At 69.5% G+C, this 21,353-nt stretch carries 17 protein-coding genes; 8 read left to right on the top strand and 9 right to left on the bottom strand.

Annotated elements, in window-relative coordinates; translation table 11 throughout:
• Positions 1 to 32: 32 nt before the first annotated feature.
• On the bottom strand, positions 33 to 740 hold the full coding sequence (locus IEY63_RS12465) for a polysaccharide deacetylase family protein (RefSeq protein ID WP_189069332.1): 708 nt from the start codon (positions 738 to 740) through the stop codon (positions 33 to 35).
• On the bottom strand, positions 737 to 1,987 hold the full coding sequence (locus IEY63_RS12460; RefSeq protein ID WP_189069331.1) for an MFS transporter: 1,251 nt from the start codon (positions 1,985 to 1,987) through the stop codon (positions 737 to 739). Before IEY63_RS12460 ends, IEY63_RS12465 begins: the two co-directional genes overlap by 4 nt.
• 50 nt (positions 1,988 to 2,037) lie before the next feature.
• Between IEY63_RS12460 and IEY63_RS12455 the strand changes: the two genes are divergently transcribed.
• Positions 2,038 to 2,712, top strand: coding sequence for a glycosyltransferase family 2 protein (locus IEY63_RS12455; protein ID WP_189069330.1), 675 nt, complete (start codon positions 2,038 to 2,040; stop codon positions 2,710 to 2,712).
• Here IEY63_RS12455 and IEY63_RS12450 read toward each other — a convergent pair.
• Entirely contained in the window at positions 2,672 to 3,853 is a 1,182-nt protein-coding gene (locus tag IEY63_RS12450; RefSeq protein ID WP_189069329.1) for a glycosyltransferase, read from the bottom strand. The two genes, IEY63_RS12455 and IEY63_RS12450, sit on opposite strands and share 41 nt — an antisense overlap.
• A gap of 191 nt (positions 3,854 to 4,044) precedes the next feature.
• On the opposite strand from IEY63_RS12450, the gene IEY63_RS12445 reads away from it, so the two are divergent.
• Both IEY63_RS12445 and IEY63_RS12440 read left to right on the top strand, forming a co-directional pair.
• Entirely contained in the window at positions 4,045 to 5,052 is a 1,008-nt protein-coding gene (locus IEY63_RS12445) for a YkoP family protein (protein ID WP_189069328.1), read from the top strand.
• 17 nt (positions 5,053 to 5,069) lie between these two features.
• Positions 5,070 to 5,618 carry a VOC family protein gene (locus IEY63_RS12440; protein WP_189069327.1) on the top strand — a complete coding sequence of 183 codons (549 nt, stop codon included), beginning with the start codon at positions 5,070 to 5,072 and terminating at the stop codon, positions 5,616 to 5,618.
• A gap of 13 nt (positions 5,619 to 5,631) precedes the next feature.
• Here the strand turns inward: IEY63_RS12440 and IEY63_RS12435 are convergent, their stop codons facing one another.
• The 3 genes from IEY63_RS12435 to IEY63_RS12425 all read right to left on the bottom strand — a co-directional run bounded on the left by IEY63_RS12435 (position 5,632) and on the right by IEY63_RS12425 (position 11,036).
• The gene (locus tag IEY63_RS12435; protein WP_189069326.1) at positions 5,632 to 8,529 is read right to left on the bottom strand and encodes a GAF domain-containing sensor histidine kinase; all 2,898 of its coding nucleotides are present in this window, start codon (positions 8,527 to 8,529) and stop codon (positions 5,632 to 5,634) included.
• A 9-nt stretch (positions 8,530 to 8,538) separates the two neighbouring features.
• On the bottom strand, positions 8,539 to 9,225 hold the full coding sequence (locus tag IEY63_RS12430) for a response regulator (protein ID WP_189069325.1): 687 nt from the start codon (positions 9,223 to 9,225) through the stop codon (positions 8,539 to 8,541).
• Positions 9,226 to 9,299: 74 nt separating this feature from the next.
• Positions 9,300 to 11,036 (bottom strand): ABC transporter substrate-binding protein, encoded by a 1,737-nt coding sequence (locus tag IEY63_RS12425; RefSeq protein ID WP_189069324.1) that lies wholly within the window; start codon positions 11,034 to 11,036, stop codon positions 9,300 to 9,302.
• Between the two features lie 355 nt (positions 11,037 to 11,391).
• Here IEY63_RS12425 and hslO point away from each other — a divergent pair, with 355 nt between their 5' ends.
• Together hslO and IEY63_RS12415 are read left to right on the top strand one after the other, a co-directional pair.
• Positions 11,392 to 12,306: an Hsp33 family molecular chaperone HslO gene (hslO, locus tag IEY63_RS12420; protein WP_189069323.1), complete on the top strand. Its 915-nt coding sequence runs from the start codon at positions 11,392 to 11,394 to the stop codon at positions 12,304 to 12,306.
• Positions 12,307 to 12,353: 47 nt separating this feature from the next.
• Positions 12,354 to 13,685: a lasso peptide biosynthesis B2 protein gene (locus IEY63_RS12415; protein ID WP_189069322.1), complete on the top strand. Its 1,332-nt coding sequence runs from the start codon at positions 12,354 to 12,356 to the stop codon at positions 13,683 to 13,685.
• A 60-nt stretch (positions 13,686 to 13,745) separates the two neighbouring features.
• On the opposite strand, the gene IEY63_RS12410 is transcribed toward IEY63_RS12415, so the two are convergent.
• Both IEY63_RS12410 and IEY63_RS12405 read right to left on the bottom strand, forming a co-directional pair.
• Positions 13,746 to 14,603, bottom strand: a complete 858-nt coding sequence (locus tag IEY63_RS12410) for a hypothetical protein (RefSeq protein WP_189069321.1) — start codon at positions 14,601 to 14,603, stop codon at positions 13,746 to 13,748.
• A gap of 91 nt (positions 14,604 to 14,694) precedes the next feature.
• On the bottom strand, positions 14,695 to 14,949 hold the full coding sequence (locus IEY63_RS12405; protein ID WP_189069320.1) for a PqqD family protein: 255 nt from the start codon (positions 14,947 to 14,949) through the stop codon (positions 14,695 to 14,697).
• 166 nt (positions 14,950 to 15,115) lie between these two features.
• Between IEY63_RS12405 and IEY63_RS12400 the strand changes: the two genes are divergently transcribed.
• Both IEY63_RS12400 and IEY63_RS12395 read left to right on the top strand, forming a co-directional pair.
• On the top strand, positions 15,116 to 15,259 hold the full coding sequence (locus tag IEY63_RS12400; RefSeq protein WP_189069319.1) for a hypothetical protein: 144 nt from the start codon (positions 15,116 to 15,118) through the stop codon (positions 15,257 to 15,259).
• Between the two features lie 204 nt (positions 15,260 to 15,463).
• The gene (locus tag IEY63_RS12395) at positions 15,464 to 18,865 is read left to right on the top strand and encodes an ExeM/NucH family extracellular endonuclease (RefSeq protein ID WP_229784683.1); all 3,402 of its coding nucleotides are present in this window, start codon (positions 15,464 to 15,466) and stop codon (positions 18,863 to 18,865) included.
• Positions 18,866 to 18,905: 40 nt separating this feature from the next.
• Here the strand turns inward: IEY63_RS12395 and IEY63_RS12390 are convergent, their stop codons facing one another.
• Positions 18,906 to 19,919: a hypothetical protein gene (locus tag IEY63_RS12390; protein WP_189069318.1), complete on the bottom strand. Its 1,014-nt coding sequence runs from the start codon at positions 19,917 to 19,919 to the stop codon at positions 18,906 to 18,908.
• 62 nt (positions 19,920 to 19,981) lie between these two features.
• Between IEY63_RS12390 and IEY63_RS12385 the strand changes: the two genes are divergently transcribed.
• On the top strand, positions 19,982 to 21,262 hold the full coding sequence (locus IEY63_RS12385; RefSeq protein WP_189069317.1) for a S1C family serine protease: 1,281 nt from the start codon (positions 19,982 to 19,984) through the stop codon (positions 21,260 to 21,262).
• Positions 21,263 to 21,353 lie beyond the last annotated feature (91 nt).

Below are 21,353 nucleotides of genomic sequence, written 5' to 3'. Positions count from 1 at the left end.
GGCTGCCTCCGCCCCGCTCCCTGTGCCTTGACCTACCCGCCGTAACTGTCCAGCAGCCGCCGCAGGCCGCCCAGCAGGGTGATGCGCTGCGCGGGCAGCTCGTGCATGGGAACGACCGCCAGCCCGCGGTCACGCAGGCCACCTAGCAGGGCGTCCAGCACGGCGGGCGTCACGGCGGGCCCGTCGTGCAGCAGGATCACGCTGCCGGGCTGCACGCGCGCTAGGGTCTGCGCGGCCAGGGCCGCGGCGTCCACGGCCGTCCAGTCGCGGCCCTCGGTGTCCCACAGGGCCACCTGCCGCCCCGAGAGCCGCGCCAGCAGACGGGTCAGGGGACTGTGCCCCCCGTACGGCGGGCGGTACAGGTGCGCGCCCGGGCGATCCGGGCGGGGGTGCCACGCGACCTGCGCCCACTCCTGCCAGGGCGTCAGGGTCAGGGCGTGGCGGTGCCAGATGCCATGCGCGTCCAGGGCGTGACCCGCCGCCTCGATCTCAGTGAGGCGTTCCGGATGAGCCTGCGCGGCGGGGCGGGTCACGAAGAACGTCCCGCGCGCCCCGTGGCGGGCAAGGACGCTCAGCAGTTCGGGCGTGCGCTCGCTGGGGCCATCGTCGAAGGTCACAGCGACCCGCCAGCGGTCCCTGGGGCCATGGCCGAGTGCGCCCCACCCGGCAGCGCGCCCCAGGACCTCAGCCAGCAGGGCGGGCAGGAGCAGCCGCGCCGCCCAGGTCAGGGGTCGATTCACGTCTGGGCATCCTGAACGGACTCGGCGGAACCCAGCTGATCCAGACGCGCCGCTTCGGCCGCCCGGGCGAACAGGGGACGCAGCAGCAGGTAGAACGCCGCAACGAGGCCCGCCAACCCCGCCGCCAGCCCGAACGGCCCACCGGCACCGAACCGTTCGAAGGCCAGTACGCCGAGCACAGGGCTCAGGGCTGTGCCGCCGTTCTCGACGGTCATCAGGACCCCCCACGCCGCCGGGCGCTGCGCGGTGGGCAGCGTGCGGGTCACCAGGGCCCCCCAGCCGGGCTGCACCCCGGCGAAGCCCACGCCGACCACGGCGGCCAGCGGGTACATGGCCCACAGCGGCGGCAGGAAGCTCAGGCACAGCATCCCGGCGGCGATCAGGGCATAGCCGCCGATCAGGACGGGGACAGCGCGCCCCCGGTCCGCGATCTTGCCGAGCACGGGGATGCAGGCGAACGCCACTGCGCCTCCCACGACGAGCACACTCACGATCTGCACCGTGCTCAGGTGGAGCGCGTCGGAGATTTTGTATAGCACCTGCCCAAACAGCGACAGGGTCACGGTCTGCATCAGGGCGGCAGGCAACAGCGGCAGGACGCGGCGCAGCGTGGCTTTCAGCGCGTACCCTCGCAGGGCGTCACGCTTGGGCCCGCGCACGACCCGCGCCGGCAGCAGGACAGCGGCCAACAGCGACAGGATCAGCGCCCCGACACTCAGAAGGTAGACCTGTCCGGGGGGGGCTTCCCGCAGCGACCCGTAGGCAAAGAAGCCCAACCCGATCATGGAGGACACGCTCATGCCCACGATGGTCAGGGTGCGGCCCTGCGCAGTCTGGCGGGTGACATCCGCTGTGAGGTTCATGGTGCCCGGCCACATGACCGAGAAGCCCACACCGTGCAGAGCGGCGATCAGCAGCAGGGTCAGCCCGCTGTGAGCGGCGGGCAGCAGGCTGATCGCCAGCAGGCTGATGGACGTGCCCAGGATCATGGCCCAGCGCAGGCCCATGCGGGCAATCAGCAGGCCGGCGGGGCCACGCATGACCGTATCCGTCAGGACGTGCGCGGCCCACGCGAGTCCAACCACGGTGGCGGGAAGGCCCAGCTGCGACTGGAGGCGGACACTCTGACCCATGTATGGGAGGTACAGGCCGCTGCGAACGAACTCGGCAGCGGCCAGGGACAGCGCAGCGATCACGACAGCGCGGGTCGTGCCGGGCTGAAAGGGCAGTCGGTCACGCAGGTTCAAGGCAACTCCTGATGGTGCGGGAAGCGGCACGCGCCTGCTAGGGTGTGAAGGTGCCCGAGTTCACGGTTGTCATTCCCGCCCGCAACGAGGCGAAGTACCTGCCCATGACGCTGCGCGCGCTGGAACGGCAGACCCTGCCCCCACGTGAGGTGATCGTGGTGGACAACGGCAGTCGTGACGCGACCCTGGAGATTGCGCGGGCTGCGGGCGCGCGCGTGCTGAGCTGCGAGGCGCGCGGCGTGGCGCACGCCCGGCAGCTGGGTCTGGAATCGGCGCGGACGGAGTGGGTGGCCACCACGGACGCGGATTCCCTGCCCGTCCCGCACTGGCTGGAGGCGCTCAGTGAGGCCGCGCCGGGCCGCACGGCGCTGTACGGTCCGATGCGCTTCTCGGGCGTGGCGCGGCACTGGGCCCTGGCGTCGGGCAGCAGTTACAGCGCGTTCCTGCACGTGGCGCGCGTGATCGGCCGGCCGAACCTGGCGGGCGCGAATATGGCCTTCTCGCGGGAGGCAGCGCTGCTGGTCGGCGGGTACCCGCCGGTGGAAGCCTACGAGGACGTGATCCTGGGTGAGGAACTCGCGCGGATCGGGGAGATCGCCTACGTGCGGCGCGCGTTGGTCGAGACGAGTGCGCGCCGCCTCGACCGGGGCGTGCTGCCCTTCGTGTGGCAACACTTCAAGAACATCACTGGTCATACGCGAGGGTACTTCGGGGATGACCGCTGACCTCGTCCGGGAAGGCGATGGCACGCGGCATGCCGAGCACGTGACTGTACACGTCCAGCACCTGCTGCGCCACGCCTTGCGGGGTGGTCGTCGCCCCGAACTGGCGGGCATTCTCGGAAATCTGCGCCCACAGGACGGGGTCGTCCAGCAGTGAGCGGGCGTGCGCGATCAGGCCGTTCACGTCGCCCGGCGTGACCAGGAACCCGCTGCGGCCGTGCGCCACGCCGCTCAGGGTGCCGCGCGCGCCGACCGCCACGACGGGCAGGCCCATCAGCTGCGCTTCCTGAAGCACGAGGCCCTGCGTTTCAGTATCGCTGGCGAACACGAACAGTTCTGCCTGACGGTAGTACGCGCCGATGTCCGTCCAGGGCCGCACGCCCAGGAACGTGACGCGGTGGGCCACGCCGAGCCGTTGCGCGTGCGTTTCGAGGTGGTCCCGTTCAGGCCCCTCGCCGAGAATCACGAGGTGCGCGTCCGGCAGGGCGGCCAGGGTGTCCAGCACGTGATCGAAGCGTTTCTCCCGCGCGAGGCGGCCCACGCTAAGCAGTCGCCGTTTCCCTTCCGGCCAGGGGCTCTCGATGGGGGGCGCGGCGTTCAGCACGCGCGGGTCGATGCTGGTGGGAATCACGACCGGGTTGCGGACCTTCATGGCGGCCAGGACGTCCATCATGCCGGCCGTGGGCGTGATGACCGCCTCGGCCTTGCCGTAGTGCAGCGCCATGGCCTTGGTGACCACGCCGGTGTGGCGTTGCAGGGTGGTCACGCCAGGCACGTAATGGGTGTAGGCCTCGATGTGCGTGTGGTACGTGGCGACGTGCGGAATCTCCCACTTGCGCGCCAGGCGGGCACCCGCCAGGCCCAGCGTCAGGGGCGTGTGCGTATGGATGACGTCGTACCGGTGCGTGAAGTCCTTGCGGGTCGGCCACGCGAGGCGGTAGGTGGGCAGAAACATGTAGCGGACGCTGTCGACGCGCATGACGTCGGCGCGGGTGTCAATGTGCTCGGGGAAGTCCGGCGCGACCACGTCAACGTGGTGCCCCTGGGCGCGCAGTTCGTCACTCAGGAGGCTGACGCTGGTCACGATGCCGTTCTGATCCGGCAGGAACGTGTCGGTGAACAGCCCAATGCGCAGGGGTCTCATGCGGCCTCTGGAGTGCGCTGGGCGCTGGGCTGGATGACACGCCCCCCGGGAAAGTTTAAGAATTCCTGAAGCATCTCTAGTCAGGAGCATACGACGCCGGACATGAGAGTGGGCTCAGAACTGCGTCACCCGAAGGGGGCCGGACTCACGGCCGCGCCTCACAACCTGTCAGGCGGTACAGTGGCCAGGTCATGCCTGCCTCCTCTCCTGCCCTGCGGGCCGCGCTGCGCGCCGGTGTATCCGGCACCTGGCACGGCGGCCACCCGGGCGACCCGCGCGTGGGCCTGAGCGTCCCGGTCCGCTCGGCCGCTGAGCTGACCGCCACGCTGGACGCCCTGCGCAGCGCCGGTGCGCACGCCACGCTGCTGCTCTCCCCCGTCCTGGCCGCGCGTCTGGAACGCGCGGAGCTGGCCGGACACGAGATCGCCGGCCTGGGCGACCCGTCCGGCGCGCCGCAGCTGGACGTGCTGGCCGGACAGCCAGTGACCACCTGGGCCACACCAGACCGGCTGGCCGACCTGACCGCCCTTGGCACCCACGGCCTGCACGCGCTGCCGCTGCCGGCGTCACGCCCGTCCCCCGGCGCGCTGCTGACCGCCGAGCCCGCGCAGCTGACCCTCACGCTGGCGGACCTGAAACGCCTGGGCTACCGCGCCGTGCCCGTCCGGGACGTGCCCGAGCTGCGCGCCGGGACGGGCCGCGACCTGTTCCTGCACGGCTACACCCGCCTCGTGGAGGACCGCTTCGCGCGGCAGCACGGCGTGATCGACCTCGCGCAGCGGGCCGACGCGGTCATGAGGGTGGCGCCGCTGAATCACGCGCCCGCCCCGCTGCCGCTGCCCCGCACGGCCCCAACGGCGGAACTGCACCTGCACTCGCCGCGCATCGTGGGGCTCGCGGCGCGCAGCGCCCTGACGGCGTACCGCGCGTACCTGCGCAGCCTGCGTGACGTGGGCGCGGCCCTCCAGGAACGCCCCGAATTGCACGGCGCGCAGGCGGTGTTCGCGGTGACCCTCTTTCACGCGCCGCTGGCGCAGGCGGGCTTTACGCTGCTGGACCTGCCGCCCGCCACGGCCCGCTGGTACGGCCTGGGCTTCCGGCTGCTGCGCCTCGCGTACGGCACCACCCGCGCGCCCAGCGAGGACACCCCGAAAATGGCGTGGCTGCCCAGGGGCGAGTTCCTGAAGCGGTACGGCTGACGCGCTAGCCTGACGCCATGACCCGCAACGTCTCAAGCAGGGTGCAGGTGCAGGGCGTGCATCACGTCACCATTGTCGGTTCCACCCGCCAGAGTGCGCTGGACTTCTGGGAGGGCGTGCTGGGCATGCCCTTCGTGTTCGAGCAGCCGAACCTGGGCAACCCGGCCGAGAACCACCTGTACTTCGACCCCGGGGACGGCCGCCTGCTAACGGTGTTCACTGACGAGGGCCGAGTAGACGCCGGTCGGGACGCGCCGCGCGAGCCGGGCACCGTGGAGCACTTGGCGTTCAACGTGTCCCGCGCGACCTTCCAGCTCGCCCCAGAGCGGCTGCGGGCGCGGGGCATTGAGGTGCTGGAACGCGACCGGGGGTTCATGGACTCCATCTACTTCCGCGATCCGAACGGCATGAAGATCGAACTGGCCTGCTACAAGTTCCAGACGCCCGAGGGCTGCCGCGACGCGGACGTGCTGCGCCGCGCCTTCGAGCTGCGCGTGGCGCGCGGCGACGCCAACATCACCGCCGAGCACCTCGCGGACGCCATCGAGGACCTGCTGCGCCGCTGAGCCGCATGCGCCGTCAGCCGGGCAGGGTGAAGGTCAGGGTGGTGCCTGCGCCGGGGCTGCTGTCCACGTCCAGGGTGCCGCCGGTCAGGGCGACGCGCTCACGCAGGCCGATGAGGCCCAGGTGTCCGGCCTGCGCGCGTTCCTGCGCCTGGTCGGGCGTGAAGCCCTGCCCGTCGTCGCGGATGGCGACCTGCACGTGCCCCGCCTGGAACGCTACGCGGATGGCGGCGCTGGCGGCCCCGGCGTGCTTGTCCACGTTGTTCAGCGCTTCCTGCGACAGGCGGAACAGAGTGAGTTCGGTGGCGGGGTCCAGGCGGCGCTCCTGACCGCTGACTTCCAGGCGGGTGGGCGTGGCGGCCTGCGTGGCCAGCCATTCCAGGGCCGGGAGGAGGCCCAGGTCGTCCAGGACGCTGGGGCGGAGGTTGCGGGCGAAGCGGCGCACGCCGTCGATGGCGGCGTTCAGGTCGGTCAGGATGTCGTCGGCGCGCTCCTTCTGGGGGCCCTGGAGTTCGCGGGCGAGGCGGGCGACGCGGCGGGTGGTGGCGGTCAGGACCTGGGCGGTGTCGTCGTGCAGTTCGCGGCTGATGCGGCGGCGTTCTTCTTCCTGCGCCTGCGTGAACAGCGTCAGGAAGGTGCGCATCTCGACGGTGCGGCTGGTGGCGGCCTCAAGGGCCTGTCCGCGCCGGGCGATCTCGTCGGCGAGGGTCTGGAGTTCGGAGAGGTCGCGCCCGACGGTGAGGACGCCGCGCCCGCCGTCCATGACGCCCACGCGCAGTTCCAGGCGGTGCGGGCCGATCTGGATCTCGGTGCGGCTCCCGCGCGAGGCCCGGCGGGCGCTGGCCCACGCGGCGCGCAGGGCGGGGCGGGTGTCGGGGGTGGGCAGGTCGAGGAGGTTCGCGCCCGGCAGCGGGCCGGTCAGCGGTTCGAGCAGCGTCCCGGCGGCCGGGTTGGCGTACGTGATGGTCCCGGCGGGGTCGGTGCTGATGATCAGGTCGTGCGCGCCCTCGGCGAGCTGGCGGTAGCGGGCTTCCTGCCGTTCGAGTTCGGTCAGCAGGCGCTGGCGGGTCAGGGTCTGCGTGATCTGGTCGGCGACGCTGCGGGCCAGGGCCAGCAGGTGCTCGCCGGGGGGGTCGGTGCCGGGATCGTCGAGGTACAGGAAGCCCAGCAGGGGGTCCTCGCTGCGTGGGTCGCCCTGGGTTTCGGCGCGCAGCGGGACGATCAGGCCGCTTCCGGCGACGGCCAGGGTGTAGCGGCGGGTCAGGGCGCGTGGGCCGCGGCCCAGCTGCGCGGCCAGCGCCTGTAGATCACTCTGCGGGGGCACGTGCAGGTTGTACGTGGCGCAGCGGGTGAATGCGCCCTGGTCGTCGGTCAGGGCGATCAGGCTGCGTGAGGCGTTCATGGCGTGCGTCACGAGGCGGGCGGCGTCGGCGAGGGCCGCGTCACTCTGGTCCTCGCCCAGGGTGCGGCCCAGGTTCAGCAGCAGGGCGGCCTCGTTCTCGCGGCGCAGTTCCTCTTCGTACAGGCGGGCGTTCTCGATGGCCAGGCCCGCCTGGGAGGCGAACACGGCGGCGAGCGCCTGATCGTCCGCGTCCAGGGGCAGTTCGTTCTGCCAGTACAGGGTCAGCGCGCCGAACACGCCCGCGCGGGTGGTCAGGGGCAGGCTGATCACGCCCCGGTACGGGTAGCGGCCAGCGGCGAGCAATTGGCGGGTGTAGCGGCTGCTGCCGCCGTAGTGCGCCTGCGTGAGGTCCCGCGCGGCGATGGGCTGGCACTCGGCGATGGCGCGCCCGGTGACGCCCAGGCCCACCTTGGCGCGGACGCGCAGCATGTACTCGTTCGGGAGGCCCACGGCGGAACGGATGTTCACGGTGCGCCCGTCGGGCTGGCGTTCGTACACGGCGGCGGCGTCCGCGTGGAACAGGGTCGTGGCACGTTCCAACACGCGGGTCAGGGTGTCACTCAGGTGCAAGCTGCCCGCCAGGGCCGCGCCCGCCTCGCGCAGCGCCTCGGCCGCCTCGCGTTTGCGGGTCTCGATGCCGTACAGGCGGGCATTGTCGATGGCCAGCGAGGCCTGCTCGGCCAGCGCCAGGACCAGCCGCGCGTCGTCCTCGCTGGCGCTGGAGCCGGGCTGCTGCGTGTCCACGTACAGCAGGCCCAGCGCCTGCCCGCGCGCGGAGAGGGGTGCGATCACGGCGGCGTGCGGGGCGAGTTCGGCCAGGCCGCGGGCCAGGGGGCTGCCGGCGTCGCGGGGCCGCTCGAAGCGGATGGCCTCGCCGCGCTGCACCAGCGTCTCGAAGGTGACGGGGCCCACGCCGATCCCGCCCTTGAATTCCTCGTCGAAACCGTGCGTGAAGACCTCGCCGGTGCGGGCGCGGCCGCCCTCGTGGAATTCGCTGAAGAGCGCCACGAACGCGCGGCGGAACCCCAGGGCCAGCGCGGCGCTCTGCGCGGTGACCGTCAGCACTTCGGGCAGGTCCAGGCTGCCGCCCAGGCGCCGCACGAGGCCCTCGACGGTCTCCGCGATGCGGCCGTGTCCGCGCCGGGCCTCGCGGGCCTGCACGCCCTCCACGGCCAGGGCCAGCAGCGGGGCTGCGCTCAGCAGGGCGCGCAGCCCGTCGGGGCTGGCGCCGACGGCTTCCAGCACGCCGCAGCCGAAGGGCAGGGCGGCGAGCATGCCGTCCTCCATCAGCGCGCCGACGGTCAGCGCCTCGTGGGCCAGCGTGCCGTCACTGAGTGCCAGGCCCCGGCCCTCCTCGGCGACGGGGGTCAGGGCGGCGTCCTGCACGATCCACACGCGAACGCCATGCGCGTGCAGGACCGGGCAGGCGTACGCGGCGAGGTCCCGCGCGAACGCGGCAACACTCGACGCCTGCGAGAGGGTCTGCGGGAACGGCGGGACAGCCTCGGACACCGGGCGGCCTTACAGGTTCTTCGGGTCGATCCAGCCGCGCTTGATGCCGTACAGGACCGCCTCGGTGCGGCTGCCCACGCCCAGCTTGGAGAAGATGTTCGCGAGGTGCACCTGCACGGTGCGGGGGCTGATATCAAGGTCCCGGGCGATCTCCTTGTTGGTGCGGCCGGTGGCGGCCACGCGCAGCACCTCCAGTTCGCGGGGGCTCAGGTCGTCCTCGGGGGGCGTGGGCGTGGTGTGGGTGCTGAAGCGTTCCAGGACCTTTTTCGCCACGCTGGGGTGCAGGGCGCTCTCGCCGGCGGCCACGGCGCGCACGGCGCCGAGCAGGTCGTCCTCTGAGGCGTTTTTCAGCAGGTATCCGGCGGCGCCGGCTTCCAGCAGCGCGAACACGTACGCGTCGTCGTCGTAGCTGGTCAGCACCAGCACGCCCACGCCGGGCCGCTCGGCCTTGATGGCGCGCGTGGCGTCAATGCCGTTCATGCCGGGCATGCTGACGTCCATCAGGATCACGTCGGGCGTGAGGTCCCGCGCGCGCAGGATCGCCTCCTCGCCACTGCCGGCTTCGCCCACCACGCGCAGGTCCGCCTCGCTTTCCAGTAGTTCACGGGTGCCCTTGCGCACGACCGGGTGGTCATCGACAAGCAGCAGCGTGATGGGGCGCGCAGTTCCGGCTTCCAGGGTCTCGGCGTCGAGCATGCGCGCAGCATAGCCCGCGTGCAGGGAAAACCGCCTCAGCCGTGTGGCCGAGGCGGTCCGGGACTCAGCGGTGTTCAGTCCTTGCTGAGGTTCTTCCAGTACGTGCCCGAGGTGAACGCGATCATGGGGTTGAACACGTCGGCGCTCACGCCCTTGATGTTGTCGCGGTAGGGGAACACGTTCGGCTGGGCGGGCATGATGATGTAGTACGCCTGATCCAGGGCGTGCTTGGCGATCTGCGCGTACAGCTCGTCACGGCGGGCCGAGTCGGTGGTGCTGCGCGCTTCCTTGACCCAGGTGTCCATCTGCGTGTCCTGCGCGTTGATGCGCGGGGCGTAGTAGCCGTTGCTGGCGTAGAAGGTGGACACGAAGTTGTCCGGGTCGGCGTAGTCGGGTGCCCAGGCGGTCATGATCATGGCTTCCTTGGGCACGTTCTTGGAGTTGATCAGCTCGCTCCATTCCTTGGCGACGATGTTCACCTTGAACTTGGGGTTCAGGGCTTCGATGTTCTTCTTCAGCAGTTCCATGGCGGTCTGCTGGGTCTGCGCGCCGGCACGGTAGGAGACGTTCACCGTAAAGCCCTTGTCCCAGACCTGACCGTCCCAGGCGCGCTGGAACGCGGCCTTGGCCAGTTCAGGGTCGAACTTCGCGGCTTCCAGATTGCTGTCGTAACCGGGGAAGGAGTCGGGCAGCAGGAAGTTGCGGGGGCTGCCCTTGCCTTCCTGCACCTGCTCGATGTAGGTGGGCACGTCGAAGGAGGCCACGAAGCCGCGGCGCACGTCGGCGTCCTTGAAGAAGTCGGTGGGCACGCCCTTCCCGTCGAGTTTGCCGCTGCCGATCATGCCGCTGTCGGCCGAGATCTTCTCGTTCATGCTGAAGCCCGCGGCGGTGGTGTTGGTCAGGTCGTCGAGGACCGCCACGCCGGGCTTGCCCTGCAGCTGGCTGCTGATGATGGCGCGGGGCACCTCAATGAAGTCCGCGTCGCCCTTCAGGAACGCCTGCACGCGGGCGGCCTCTTCCGGCACCTTCTGGAGGATCACGTTCTTGATCTTGGGTTTGTCCTCGCCCCAGTAGCCGTCAAACGCGGTCAGGGTGATGGCGTTCGCGTCGCGGTTCACGAGTTTGTACGCGCCGGTCCCGCTGGGCTGCTTGTTCAGCTCGCTGCCCATGATGTCCTTGCCGATCCAGTCCTTCCAGGTGGCCTCGGTGCCGTCCCACTCGCCGATGTCCTTGGCGTGCTTGCTGTCCACGATGCCCTGGCCGATGTAGGCCAGTTTGGTCATGAAGGCGGGGTCGACGGCGGGCAGGGTGAAGACCAGGGTGTTGCCGTCGCACTTGACGGCGCTGCTGATCTTGTCCCAGGTGATGGCCTTGTCGTCGTTGGCGTTGCTGGGGGTGCCCAGCAGGCTCTCGGACAGGAACCAGTTGCCGCTGTCGGCGCTGTTCGTCACGAGGTTGCGGCGGATGGTGTACTCCGCGTCGGCGCAGGTGAAGTCGTTGCCGGTGTGGAACTTCACGCCGTCACGCAGCGTGAAGCGGTACTGCTTGCCGCCCTCGCCTTCCTGCCATTCGGTGGCCAGGACGGGCACGACCTTGGTGATGTCGCTGCCCTGGTAGCCGACCAGGGTTTCGTAGACGTTTTCCACGACCTGACCGCTGGACGTGTCGTAGGTGGTGCCGGGGTCCAGGGTGGGCACGTCGGCGGACTGCTGGATGACGAGGGTGCTGTCGGCGCCGCCGGCCTGCTTGTTGTTGCAGGCGGCGAGGGTCAGGGTGGCGAGGGCCACGGCGCTGAGGGTTGTGTTCTTCATGCAGACTCCTTGTTCCGGGGTGGAAAGCACCACGCCCGTTCACTGGCGGATCGGGTGACGGACCTGGACACCTGACTGGAGTCGGCGGAGGAGAAACTGTCAGGGAAATCAGCGTGCGAGCACGCTTATTGCTTGGCCGTGACCGTCATGGCCTCTCATACTAGGAAGGCGGCGTGAGAGCTTCCCGCCAGAAGGCTGAAGGTAACGTATAGGGCCCGGCCCGCCAACCACCGCCTGTCCCCGACCGAGAGACGACCCGCCGTTCACCTGCCGCCTGCCAGTCCGCAGCGCCCATGCGGACCCGATTGGGAGGCCCTGCACAGCTTGAATCGCCGTCACCCGCTAAGGTGACGGGATGACTGCCTCTCAAGCCGACTCCTTCATTCTGCGTGGTGTGGCCGCCCAGGGCACCCTGCGCCTCGTGGGGATGGACTCGACCCGCATCGTCGAGGACGCCCGCATCCGCCACGGTCTGTCCAAGACCGCCACCGCCGCCCTGGGGCGCACCATGACCGCCAGCGCCCTGCTGGCCATCGTGCTGGGCAAGAAGACCGACAGCCGCGTGAACATCCGCGTGGAAGGAGACGGCCCGGTCGGCTGGATGGTGGCCGAAGGCAGCGCCGACGGCCGCGTGCGGGGCTACGTCCGCCACCCGGAAGCCGACCTGCCCATCCGCGAACGGGACGGCAAACTTGACGTGAGCGGCCTGGTCGGCACGTCCGGAGAGATCGCCGTGACCCGCCTCCTGGACAACGGCGAGCCCTACACCGGCAGCGCCAACCTGGTCAGCGGTGAGATCGCCGAGGACGTCAGCGTCTACCTGGGCGTGTCCGAGCAGATCCCGAACGCCGTGCTGCTCGGCGTGTACGAGCAGGGCGAGCAGGTCATGCACGCCGGCGGCCTGCTCATTCAGGCCATGCCGGGCGTCACCGACGAGACCCTGGGGCGACTGGAGGCGAACATCCGCGCCATGGGGCAGATCACCGACAGCCTGCGCCGCGGGGGCCTGCTGGAAGCCATTCAGCGCGCCACGGACGGCCTGGACCTCCAGCTTGCCCCGGACGCCCAACCCGCCCGGTTCGAGTGCCGCTGCTCCAGGGAGCGCGCGGCGGACAGCCTGAAGTTCTTCACGGCGCACGAACGGCAGGACATGATCGAGTCCGGCGGCCAAGAGATCGTCTGCCACTGGTGCAACGAACGCTACCAGCTGAGCCCCGAGGAGATCGCCGAGCTCGACGAGCGCGAAGCCAGCCCCCACGCCCAGGCGTGACCCCTGACCTTCACACGCCCGTCACGCTGCACTAGTCTGCGCGCCAGATGAGCACGCCTGCCGATCCATGTGAGGCCGTCCAGGGCGCACTGACTGCCCCGGCTGACCAGCTGACGCCAGCGCAGCTGCACGCCGCGCGGCAGGCGGGCCTGGGCGGCGCCCTGCGCGCCCGCATGCCCCAGACGCACCCGGCGCGGCCCGAGCTGACCGCCGACGCCCGGCAGCTGGCCGTGCGGCACGCCCGGACCCGCCACGCCCTGCGGCCCCTGCTGGCCGCCTGGGCCGAAGCGGGCATCCCCGCCCTGCTGATCAAGGGCTTCGCCCTGAGTGAATTCGAGTACGGCACCCCCGGTGAACGGTACTACGGCGACGTGGACCTGCTCATCCCGCCCGACGCGCCCACCGTGCGGCGCGCCGTGCAGGTCGCCCGGCAGCTGGGCTGGCAGAGCGACCGGCTGGAGGACGCCCCCGACCACCGCCTGTGGCTGCACGAGAGCACCCACCTGTTCGCACCGGACCTCCTCGTCCGCCTGGACGTGCACCGCTGGATCGTGCCCGCCCTGTACGTCAGCGCGGCACGCGCGGCGGCCCTGACGACCGGCCTGTGGCAGCGCGCCCGCCCCACCGACTGGGAGGGCCTGCGAATCCTGAGGCCCGACCCCCGCGACGAGATCCTGCTGGCCCTGGTCGCCAACCGCGCCTGGGGCGGCGACCACGGCGCGCTGAAAGCAGCCGACTACCTGGACTTGGAGCGTCTCGGGCGGCACGTCACGCCCACGGCTCTCGCGGAGCACGCCCGTCATCTGGGCCTGACGCACACCTGGACGGCCTTCCAGGGCCTGTGCGACCCAGCTCGCCGGGCGCTCACACTCGACCCGGCGCGCACGCAACCTGTTCTTCTGCGGGCCCTGCGGGGCGACGGGGGACGCACCCGGCGCACCTGGCAGGAGCGCGCGCAGCGGGTCGCCACGCTGCTGCCCGCCCTGCCCGGCGCCGCCCTGGACGTCGCGTGGGCCGCGTGGGCCGTCCGGCGCGGCGGTGACCCCCGCGCGCACCTCGCCCGCTGCCCCGGTCCCGCCACGCGGCGGCCAGTCACGCCTGATGTCCTGGACCGGCTGCTGACCGTGACCCGGCACGTGACGAAACTCACTCACCCCCGGCAGGGTCGCGAGGGCATCTGCGTGCCCCGCGCGTACGCCAGTTACCGCGCCCTGCGCCGCGCGGGTCACCCGGTCCGCTTCGTGAGCGGCGTGGCCCGGCACGGCGGCGCCCTCCTGAGTCACGCCTGGGTGGAAGACCACCTGGGGCCGATGGACACCTACCATGAACCCCGCAACCGCGCCGTGTTCCGGCCCCTCCTGGAATTCAGTGAACCCTGACGCTGGCGCAGGCCAACAAAGCGCCGGGAGTGACGCAGGACCGCTGACGCCCTGTCACTCCTATGTATTCACGGGGTTGAGTTGTAATTCCGTCAGGCTGGTCCGCAGGGACTCGCGCGTGACGGCCTGCCACGGCAGATCCCGAATCAGGTATTGCACGAGGGGCGCCGCCGCCTGACGGGCCGCGCGGGTCAACGGAAGGCCCGTAGCGCTCCACGTGAGCGGCACGCGCGCCGCGGGGGGCGGCAGGATCCCGTCGCCGAGGACACGGACGCCACGCAGAGACCGGAACCCGGGCTGAATCAGTGGCAGGATCACCTTGCCCTTCGCGTCTCGCGGCAGGGTGTGAGCCGATTCGGTCCACTGAGGAGCAAAGCGCCGCAGGCTGTCCTCGAAGGCCCGCAGGCCGCGGTCCAGGCCCGTGACGGTACCGTCCGGAGCCAGCCACGCCCGGTCCTCTGCCACGACCTGATAGCCCAGGGCGCGCAGGCGCAGGCAGGCGGTACTCTTGCCCGCACCGCTCTCCCCCAGCACGGCTACGGCTGCTTGGCCGTCACTGATCAGGGCAGCGTGAAGGGGCAGCCAGCCCGCCGCACGGTGCGCTTCGGTCATGGCAACCGCCCACACCACCGCAGAGGCCTCACCCGACAGGGTGATGTGCGCGTGGCCGTCCCTGATAGCCACATGCAGTGTGTCGTCCAGCCAGAGATCATCGCCGGAAACCTCTACCGTGACGGGCGAATCCATGACGGTCATGACCTGCGAGGACCGCTGGGCCGGCCGGTCCGGCAGGGCCGCGGCGTGCAGATGAATGACCTGTCCCGAATCAGGAAAAGAGTCCGTCCGGACCGGCCGCTCCGTCTGCCAGTCCCACTGCAGAGCGTCCAGCGTCCTGGCGGGGAAGCCGTGGTGCGGCACAACCTCCGCCCCAAGGCTCGACCAGGAGTCCGCCGGACGCTGGGGCGTCTCAGCCGGCTCGGTCCGTTCTGCCGGTCCATCTCCCACCGCTTCAGGGCTCATGGTGGACGAGCGCCCGGTCCTTCAGGTCCTCCAGCAGGGCGCGCACGTCCTGGGTGGCGGTGGCCTCGTCAATCTCGAACTGCGTCATGAGTGCCTGAACAAGCTGCGCCTCCGGGGCGGGCAGCCGGGTCCAGATGATGCGGCCCGCGCTGTTGAGACTGAACATCTCACTTGTTCCGGGGTGCATCAGGACAATCTCGTCGCCCAGGTCTGTCTCCAGCACCTCTGCTGCTTTGATCCACATGAACGTCAGAGTAACGGGTGAACTGCACCCCTACCGACCGGCCGTACAGCTGACCGCGCCCACACATTTCCTGCGCAGAATCACTCTATATTCATCAGGCTTTTACAACTTCTTCATCACCTCGGCAGCCCAGCCTGCCAGCAGGTGTCTAGACACAGGAGACGCAATGAACACTACCCCCACCCCATTACGCCCCACCTACGTCAAACCCCAGCTCCAGCCTCTGGGCAAGTGGGCCCAGGTCACGCTGATCCAGTCCGTCCCCATCGGTCCCGGCAGCCTCTTCAACCCAGGAAGCAACAGCCGCTGAGCAGCCGAGGTGCCGCTGTAGACGTCTGAACCAGTGCCCCCAACGAATCCCGTACCCCGGCATGCAGGCCCACAACCAGCCCTGAAGTGAACCCAGGTGCCTTTCAAGCCTCACCCGCCGCCCATACAGGAGACCACCCCCTCGCCGCGCCACACCTGCACCTGCGGGACCGGCGTACCCACCTCCCCCTCTGGAGATGCACCTGTGACGAAACGACTGTCCGCAACACTGCTGACCGCCCTGCTGGCCCTGACGGCCTGCGGCGCCCCCTCCGCGAACACCCCAGTCGCGACCCCCAAGCCCGTCAAACCCATTCAGAGCGCCGGCGTGTTCACCCTGAACATGAACGGCGTGGGCCGCAATGCGCAGGCCATGACCAGCAGCGTGACCCGCGCAGGCCTGAGCGCACAGGCAGGCGAAGTGAACGGCCTGACGTTCAAGTCGAAGTCGGCAAGCAGCGTGGCCGACATGCAGAACGGCGTACTGCACCTCGTGGCGACGTTCACGGTCACAAACAACACGACCACGGCCATCAACGTGCCGACCTTCGTGCCCGTCGACACGAGCGGCGCGTACGCCACAGACGGCGAGACGCCCTTCCTGAACGTGGTCACGCGAACGGGGCAGCCGATCAGCCCCGCAGGAATCCGCCTGGAACGCGCCCACTACCAGACCACTGACCCCACCACTCAGGCGTCCGTGATTACGGAGAACCCAACCTCGACTCCTTTCCTATCCAATCTGGACACTGGCGCGCTGGGCCTGACGCTGCCCGCCTCGACCGAGGCGCCGGGCATCAGCCACCAGGGCTGGCAGACCGCCCCGCTGGCGGCAGGCGGCACGGTAGACGTGGACTTCGCCGTGAGCATCAAGTTGAAGGGCAGCGACGTGGGCGACGACGACCCCTTCCGCTTCAGCCTGGTGTTCGCCGTGGCGGACAACCCAGGCACCGTGGCGCTGGACAACATTGCCACATTGCAGGGCAGCACGCCCAGTGGGGACGCCGCCTCGCCCGTAGCAGGCAGCACCCGCACCGTCGAGGGCATCGTGACGTCCGTCAACACGGGCACGAACCTCAACGGCTTCTGGATTCAGGAAGAAGGCATTGACCGCGACGCGGACGCCGCCAGCAGTGACGGCATCTTCGTGTACTGCGGTACGGCCAGCGGAAATTGCCCTGCCGTAACACTCGGGCAGCGCGTCCGCGTGACCGGCGTGGTGTCCGAGTACGTTAAAGCCACGCAGCTGGCCCCGACCAGTGCAGGCGGTGTTGTCTCGGTTGCGACGAACGTACCTCTGCCCGAAGCACAGACGCTGACGCTGCCCCTGCCGGTCGCGCAGCGCGAACGTCATGAGGGTATGCGCGTGACCGTGTCCGGCAAGGTCACGAACAACTTCCCGCTGGGCCGCTACGCCAGCTTCGACATTGCCGACGACCGAATCCTGAACTTCACGCAGCTGAACACCCCGGACACCACCGCGAACGCCGCGTACCAGGTGGCTGCCAAGGACCGCTACATCCGCATTGATGACGGCAGCAGAGCGCAGAACCCCGACCCGGAAATCTTCGCGCGCGGCGGCCAGCCCCTGAGCGCCGCGAACACCCTGCGCGGCGGGGATCAGGTGACTGCCACCGGCATCCTCACCTTCGGGAATGACGGCACCAGCACCACTGGCTCCACCTCAGGCGGCGCGGCAGACGCGTACCGCATCCAGTCCACCCAGGCGAACGTGCAGATCACCGACGCCAACCCCCGCCTGAGCACGCCCGAAAGCGTGGGGGGCACCACCCGCGTAGGCTCGATGAACGTCCTGAACTACTTCACGACGCTCGTGACCACCAACGAGGGCTGCACGCCCAACGGAACGGACAGCGCCAACTCCCGCGGCGCAAACGACTGTTTCGAATTCATCCGGCAGCAGACCAAGATCGTGAAGGCCATCACGGGCCTGAACCCCGACGTGCTGGGCATCCTGGAAATGCAGAACGACTTCGACAAGGGCTCGAACAGCTCCATTGCGAATCTCGTGAACGCCCTGAATGTCGAGGCGGGTGCAGGCACGTACGCCTACATCAACCCCGGCAAGAAGATAGGCACGGATGTCATCAGCGTCGCCATGATTTACAAGCCCGCCAGCGTGGACCCGGTCGGCACCCTCGCCATTCTGGACAACAGCGTGAATGCCACGTACGGCGACACCTGCAACCGCCCCACCTGGGCACAGACCTTCCAGAGCAAAGCGAACGGCGGGCGCTTCACGGCCGTCATGATGCACCTCAAGAGCAAGGGCAGCGCCTGCAGCGCCTTTAACGACGCTGATACCGGCGACGGGCAGGGCAACGGCTACATTGCCCGCCGTAACGCCGCCAGCGCCATTGTCAGCTGGCTCGGCACTAACCCCACCGGCGTCACAGAAGACGACCGCGTGCTGATGGGCGACTACAACGCCTACGCCAGCGAAGAACCTCTGACCATTCTCGCCAGCGGCGGCTACGCGAACGTGTTCGACAAGAACGTGTACTCGTACCAGTTCGACGGCCAGTGGGGCAGCCTGGACCAGGCGACCGCCACGAGCAGCATGATCGGCCAGGTCGCCGGGCACACCAAGTGGCACATCAACAGCGATGAACCCACCGTGCTGGACTACAACAAGGAATTCAAGACCACTGGTCAGGTCAGCAGCTTCTACTCGGCAGATCCTTTCCGCAGCAGCGACCACGACCCCATCCTGCTCGGCCTGAACCTGACCGCGCAGACGCCCATCACGCCCCCCGCGCAGACCACCAGCATCAGCCTGAGCGCTCAGAACAGCACCGTCACCGCCGGACAGTCCGGCACGGCCACCGTCACCGTGAACCGCACCAACTACACCGGGGCCGTCGCCCTGGCCGTGGACAACGTGACCGGCACTGGCACCGCCCCCAGCGTAACTGTGACCACGCAGCCTGATACCGGCACCAGCGGTACCCTGACGGTGGACGCGACGAACGCCACAGCCGGCACGTACACCGTCACGGTGCGCGGCACCGGCACCGGCGTCAGCGATGCGACCACCACCTTCGACGTGACGGTCAGCAGCGCTCCAGTGGCCGGCACACCCTGGATCAATGAATTCAGTTACGACAGCAACGCGGCGAATGACACCGGGGATGAGTACGTCGAAGTGATCGTGCCCAGCGGAGTGAATGTCAGCAACCTGAGTCTAGTCCTGTACAACGGGACCGGCGGTGCTGTGTACCGCACCGATACTTTCGCGGGCAACATTGTGACGACCACGGCGCTGAATAACGGTTACACCACGTACCTGTTCAGCTACCCGACCACAACTGGTGGCGCGTTCCAGAACGGAGCGCCGGACGGTATGGCGCTGTGTAGCGGCACCCAGCTAATCCAGTTCCTGAGCTACGAGGGCGCGTTTGCAGGCGTGGGCGGCTGTGCGAATGGCGTGACCAGCACGGACGTCGGCGTTTCGCAGCTGGGCACCACGCCGACCGGGCAGTCGCTCCAACTCTCTGGTACGGGCAACAAGTACAGCGACTTCACCTGGAATGCCCCCGCGGCAAACACCAAGGGCGCAGTCAACACCAACCAGACGCTGAATTGATCCTTCTTGAGCCGTTGACCGCCCCTTCGGGGGCGGTTTTTCAGTTCAGGTCGTTCAGCCAGGGGTGTCCTGGGTTCGTGACGTTGAGTGCTTCGTGCAGCCACGCGCGGGCTTCCGGGGTCAGGGCAGGGTGCACGCGCTGGAAGTCCTGTTCGTCTTTGCCGCGTGGGTCACGTCCGGCGGTGCTGGCTTTGAAGAGTAGGACCGCTTCGGGCGTGAGGTACGGGAGGCCTTCGGGGGTGACGCGCCGGGCGTGGTGGAGGGGCAGGGTGATGCGGGGGTCGCGGCGGTAGTGCCAGGTCCCGCTGCTGAGGTCGGTCAGGAGCAGGTCGAGCATCAGGACGCCAGGCAGGGTGGGGTGGCGGGCGTGAATCTGGTGGTTCGGTGGGTTGAGTGGGTTGGTGTAGGGCTGGTATGTGCCGTCCAGGGGCGTGTCGAGCCGCCAGCCGCTGAGCAGTTGCGGGATGTGCGCCTGCGCGTCCCTGGGGAGGATGACGTCGAGGTCATCGTGGGGGCGGGCGACGTGGCCGAGGTGCAGGTCGAGGGCGATTCCGGCGGCGAACATCCAGGGCGCGTCGAGGGGGGCGAGCAGCTGGGCGACGTGCCGGGCGGGGTTCAGGCCGACCACCTGGGCGTGGTGGGCGAGGGCGTCGGGGCGCAGGGTGTGGTCGGCGTGCGCGCGGCCGCCCTTCAGGTAGGCGGCGCGGTAGGTGGAGGCGACCTGGGCGTCGTGCAGGAGCAGGTCGCGCAGCGCGGCCTGTTCGGCGCGCCAGCCGCTGCCGTGGTCGGTGATGACGAGGCGCCAGCCGCCCGGGTGCGTCCAGGTGCGCTCGTTGTGCGGCTGGTAGCCGAGGTGGGTCAGGGTGGCGCGCTGCGTGTCGCTGGGCGGGTCGGGGAGCAGGTCCAGGTGCAGTTCGGGGAGGTCCAGGTCGGTCAGGGTGGGGACGCTGCCGGGGCCGCCGGGCTGGATGTGGAACACGCCGTCCTGGCGGCCTCTGTCCAGGAAGTCGCCCAGGTGCGTGCGGAGGTCCTGCGTGGCGTCGTGGAGGGTCATGCATGAAGCAGAGCACAGGTGCGGCCTATCCGGCATGCGCGCTCTGGCGGATAATGCCTCTCATGAAGGGCAAGGGTGTGGGTGTGCTGCTGGTGCTGCTGGGTCTGGGGCTGGGCGCGACGCTATTACGGGATCAGGTGCCGCTGGGTTCGGCACAGCAGGCGGCCCCGGCGGCGGCGAACGTGCCGCTGAGCGAGCCGGGCGCGCGGCTTCAGAATGAGCAGAATACGATTGATGTCGTGAGTCGGTTCGAGCCGGGGTTGGTGTTCATCAGTACCGAGGAAGTCGTGCCGCAGGATCCGTTCGCGATGATGTTCGGCGGGGGTCAGGAGGAGGTGCAGCGCGGCGTGGGCAGCGGCTTTTTCGTGAATGACGCGGGGGACATCCTGACGAACTATCACGTGGTGGCGGGTGAGGGTGGGAGTGGTCCGGCGCAGAAGATCACGGTGCGCCTGATGGGGCAGGAGGCCAGCGTGTCTGCGGAGGTGGTGGGGCTCGCGCCGCAGTACGATCTGGCGCTGATCCGTGCGCCCAGCCTGAAGAAGGACCTGATCCGTCCGATTCCGCTGGGGGACAGCGCCTCGTTGAAGGTGGGGCAGAAGGCGATCGCGATGGGCGCGCCGTTCGGTCTGGATTTCAGTGTGACGGAGGGCATCGTGAGCAGCACGGCCCGGCAGATTCCGATCGGGTTCGGCGGCACGAGCGGGCAGGGGATCACGCAGAAGGCCATCCAGACGGACGCGGCGATCAACCCGGGCAACAGTGGCGGCCCGCTGCTGGACAGTGGCGGGCGGGTGATCGGCATCAATACGCAGATCTATTCGCCCAGTGGGCAGAGCAGTGGCGTGGGTCAGAGCGCCGGGGTGGGCTTTGCCATTCCGATCAACACGGCGAAGAACCTCCTGACCCGCCTGCAGGTCGCGCAGGGCGGCACGGTGAACGCGCCGGACATCGGCGTCCGGGGTGGGCTGGCGGTGCAGAGCCGCCAGGGTCTGCTGCCGGTGGGCCTGAGCGTGCTGTCCAGTGCCGGGAAGCGGCAGCTGGGCCTGCCGGATCAGGGGCTGGTGGTGGGGCAGGTCCTGCCGGGCACCCCGGCGGCGCGGGCGGGCCTGCGGGCGGGCACCGAGCGGCAGCAGTTCCGGGGTGGGCTGATCCTGTTGGGCGGAGACGTGATCACCCGCGCGGACGGCGAGCCTGTGGACGCGCTGGAGGACCTGCAGGCGGCCCTGATTGACAAGAAGGAGGGGGATGCCGTGACGCTGCGGGTGGTGCGGGGCGGTGAGGCGCGGGACGTGAAGGTGACGCTGGACGCGTCGTCGTTCACGGTCCGCACCGGCCAGTGAGCTGGTGTCCACCTGCGGCGTGGCGGCCCTGGGAGAGCAGTGGGTGGTCGCTTCCAGGTCGTGACACGGGCTGGGCTTGCTGCTCGTGCGC

It is taken from the genome of Deinococcus radiotolerans, from assembly GCF_014647435.1.
Taxonomy (GTDB): Bacteria; Deinococcota; Deinococci; order Deinococcales; family Deinococcaceae; genus Deinococcus; species Deinococcus radiotolerans.
The sequence above is the reverse complement of the archived record's forward strand: the minus strand, read 5'-3'. Positions and strand labels throughout refer to the sequence as shown.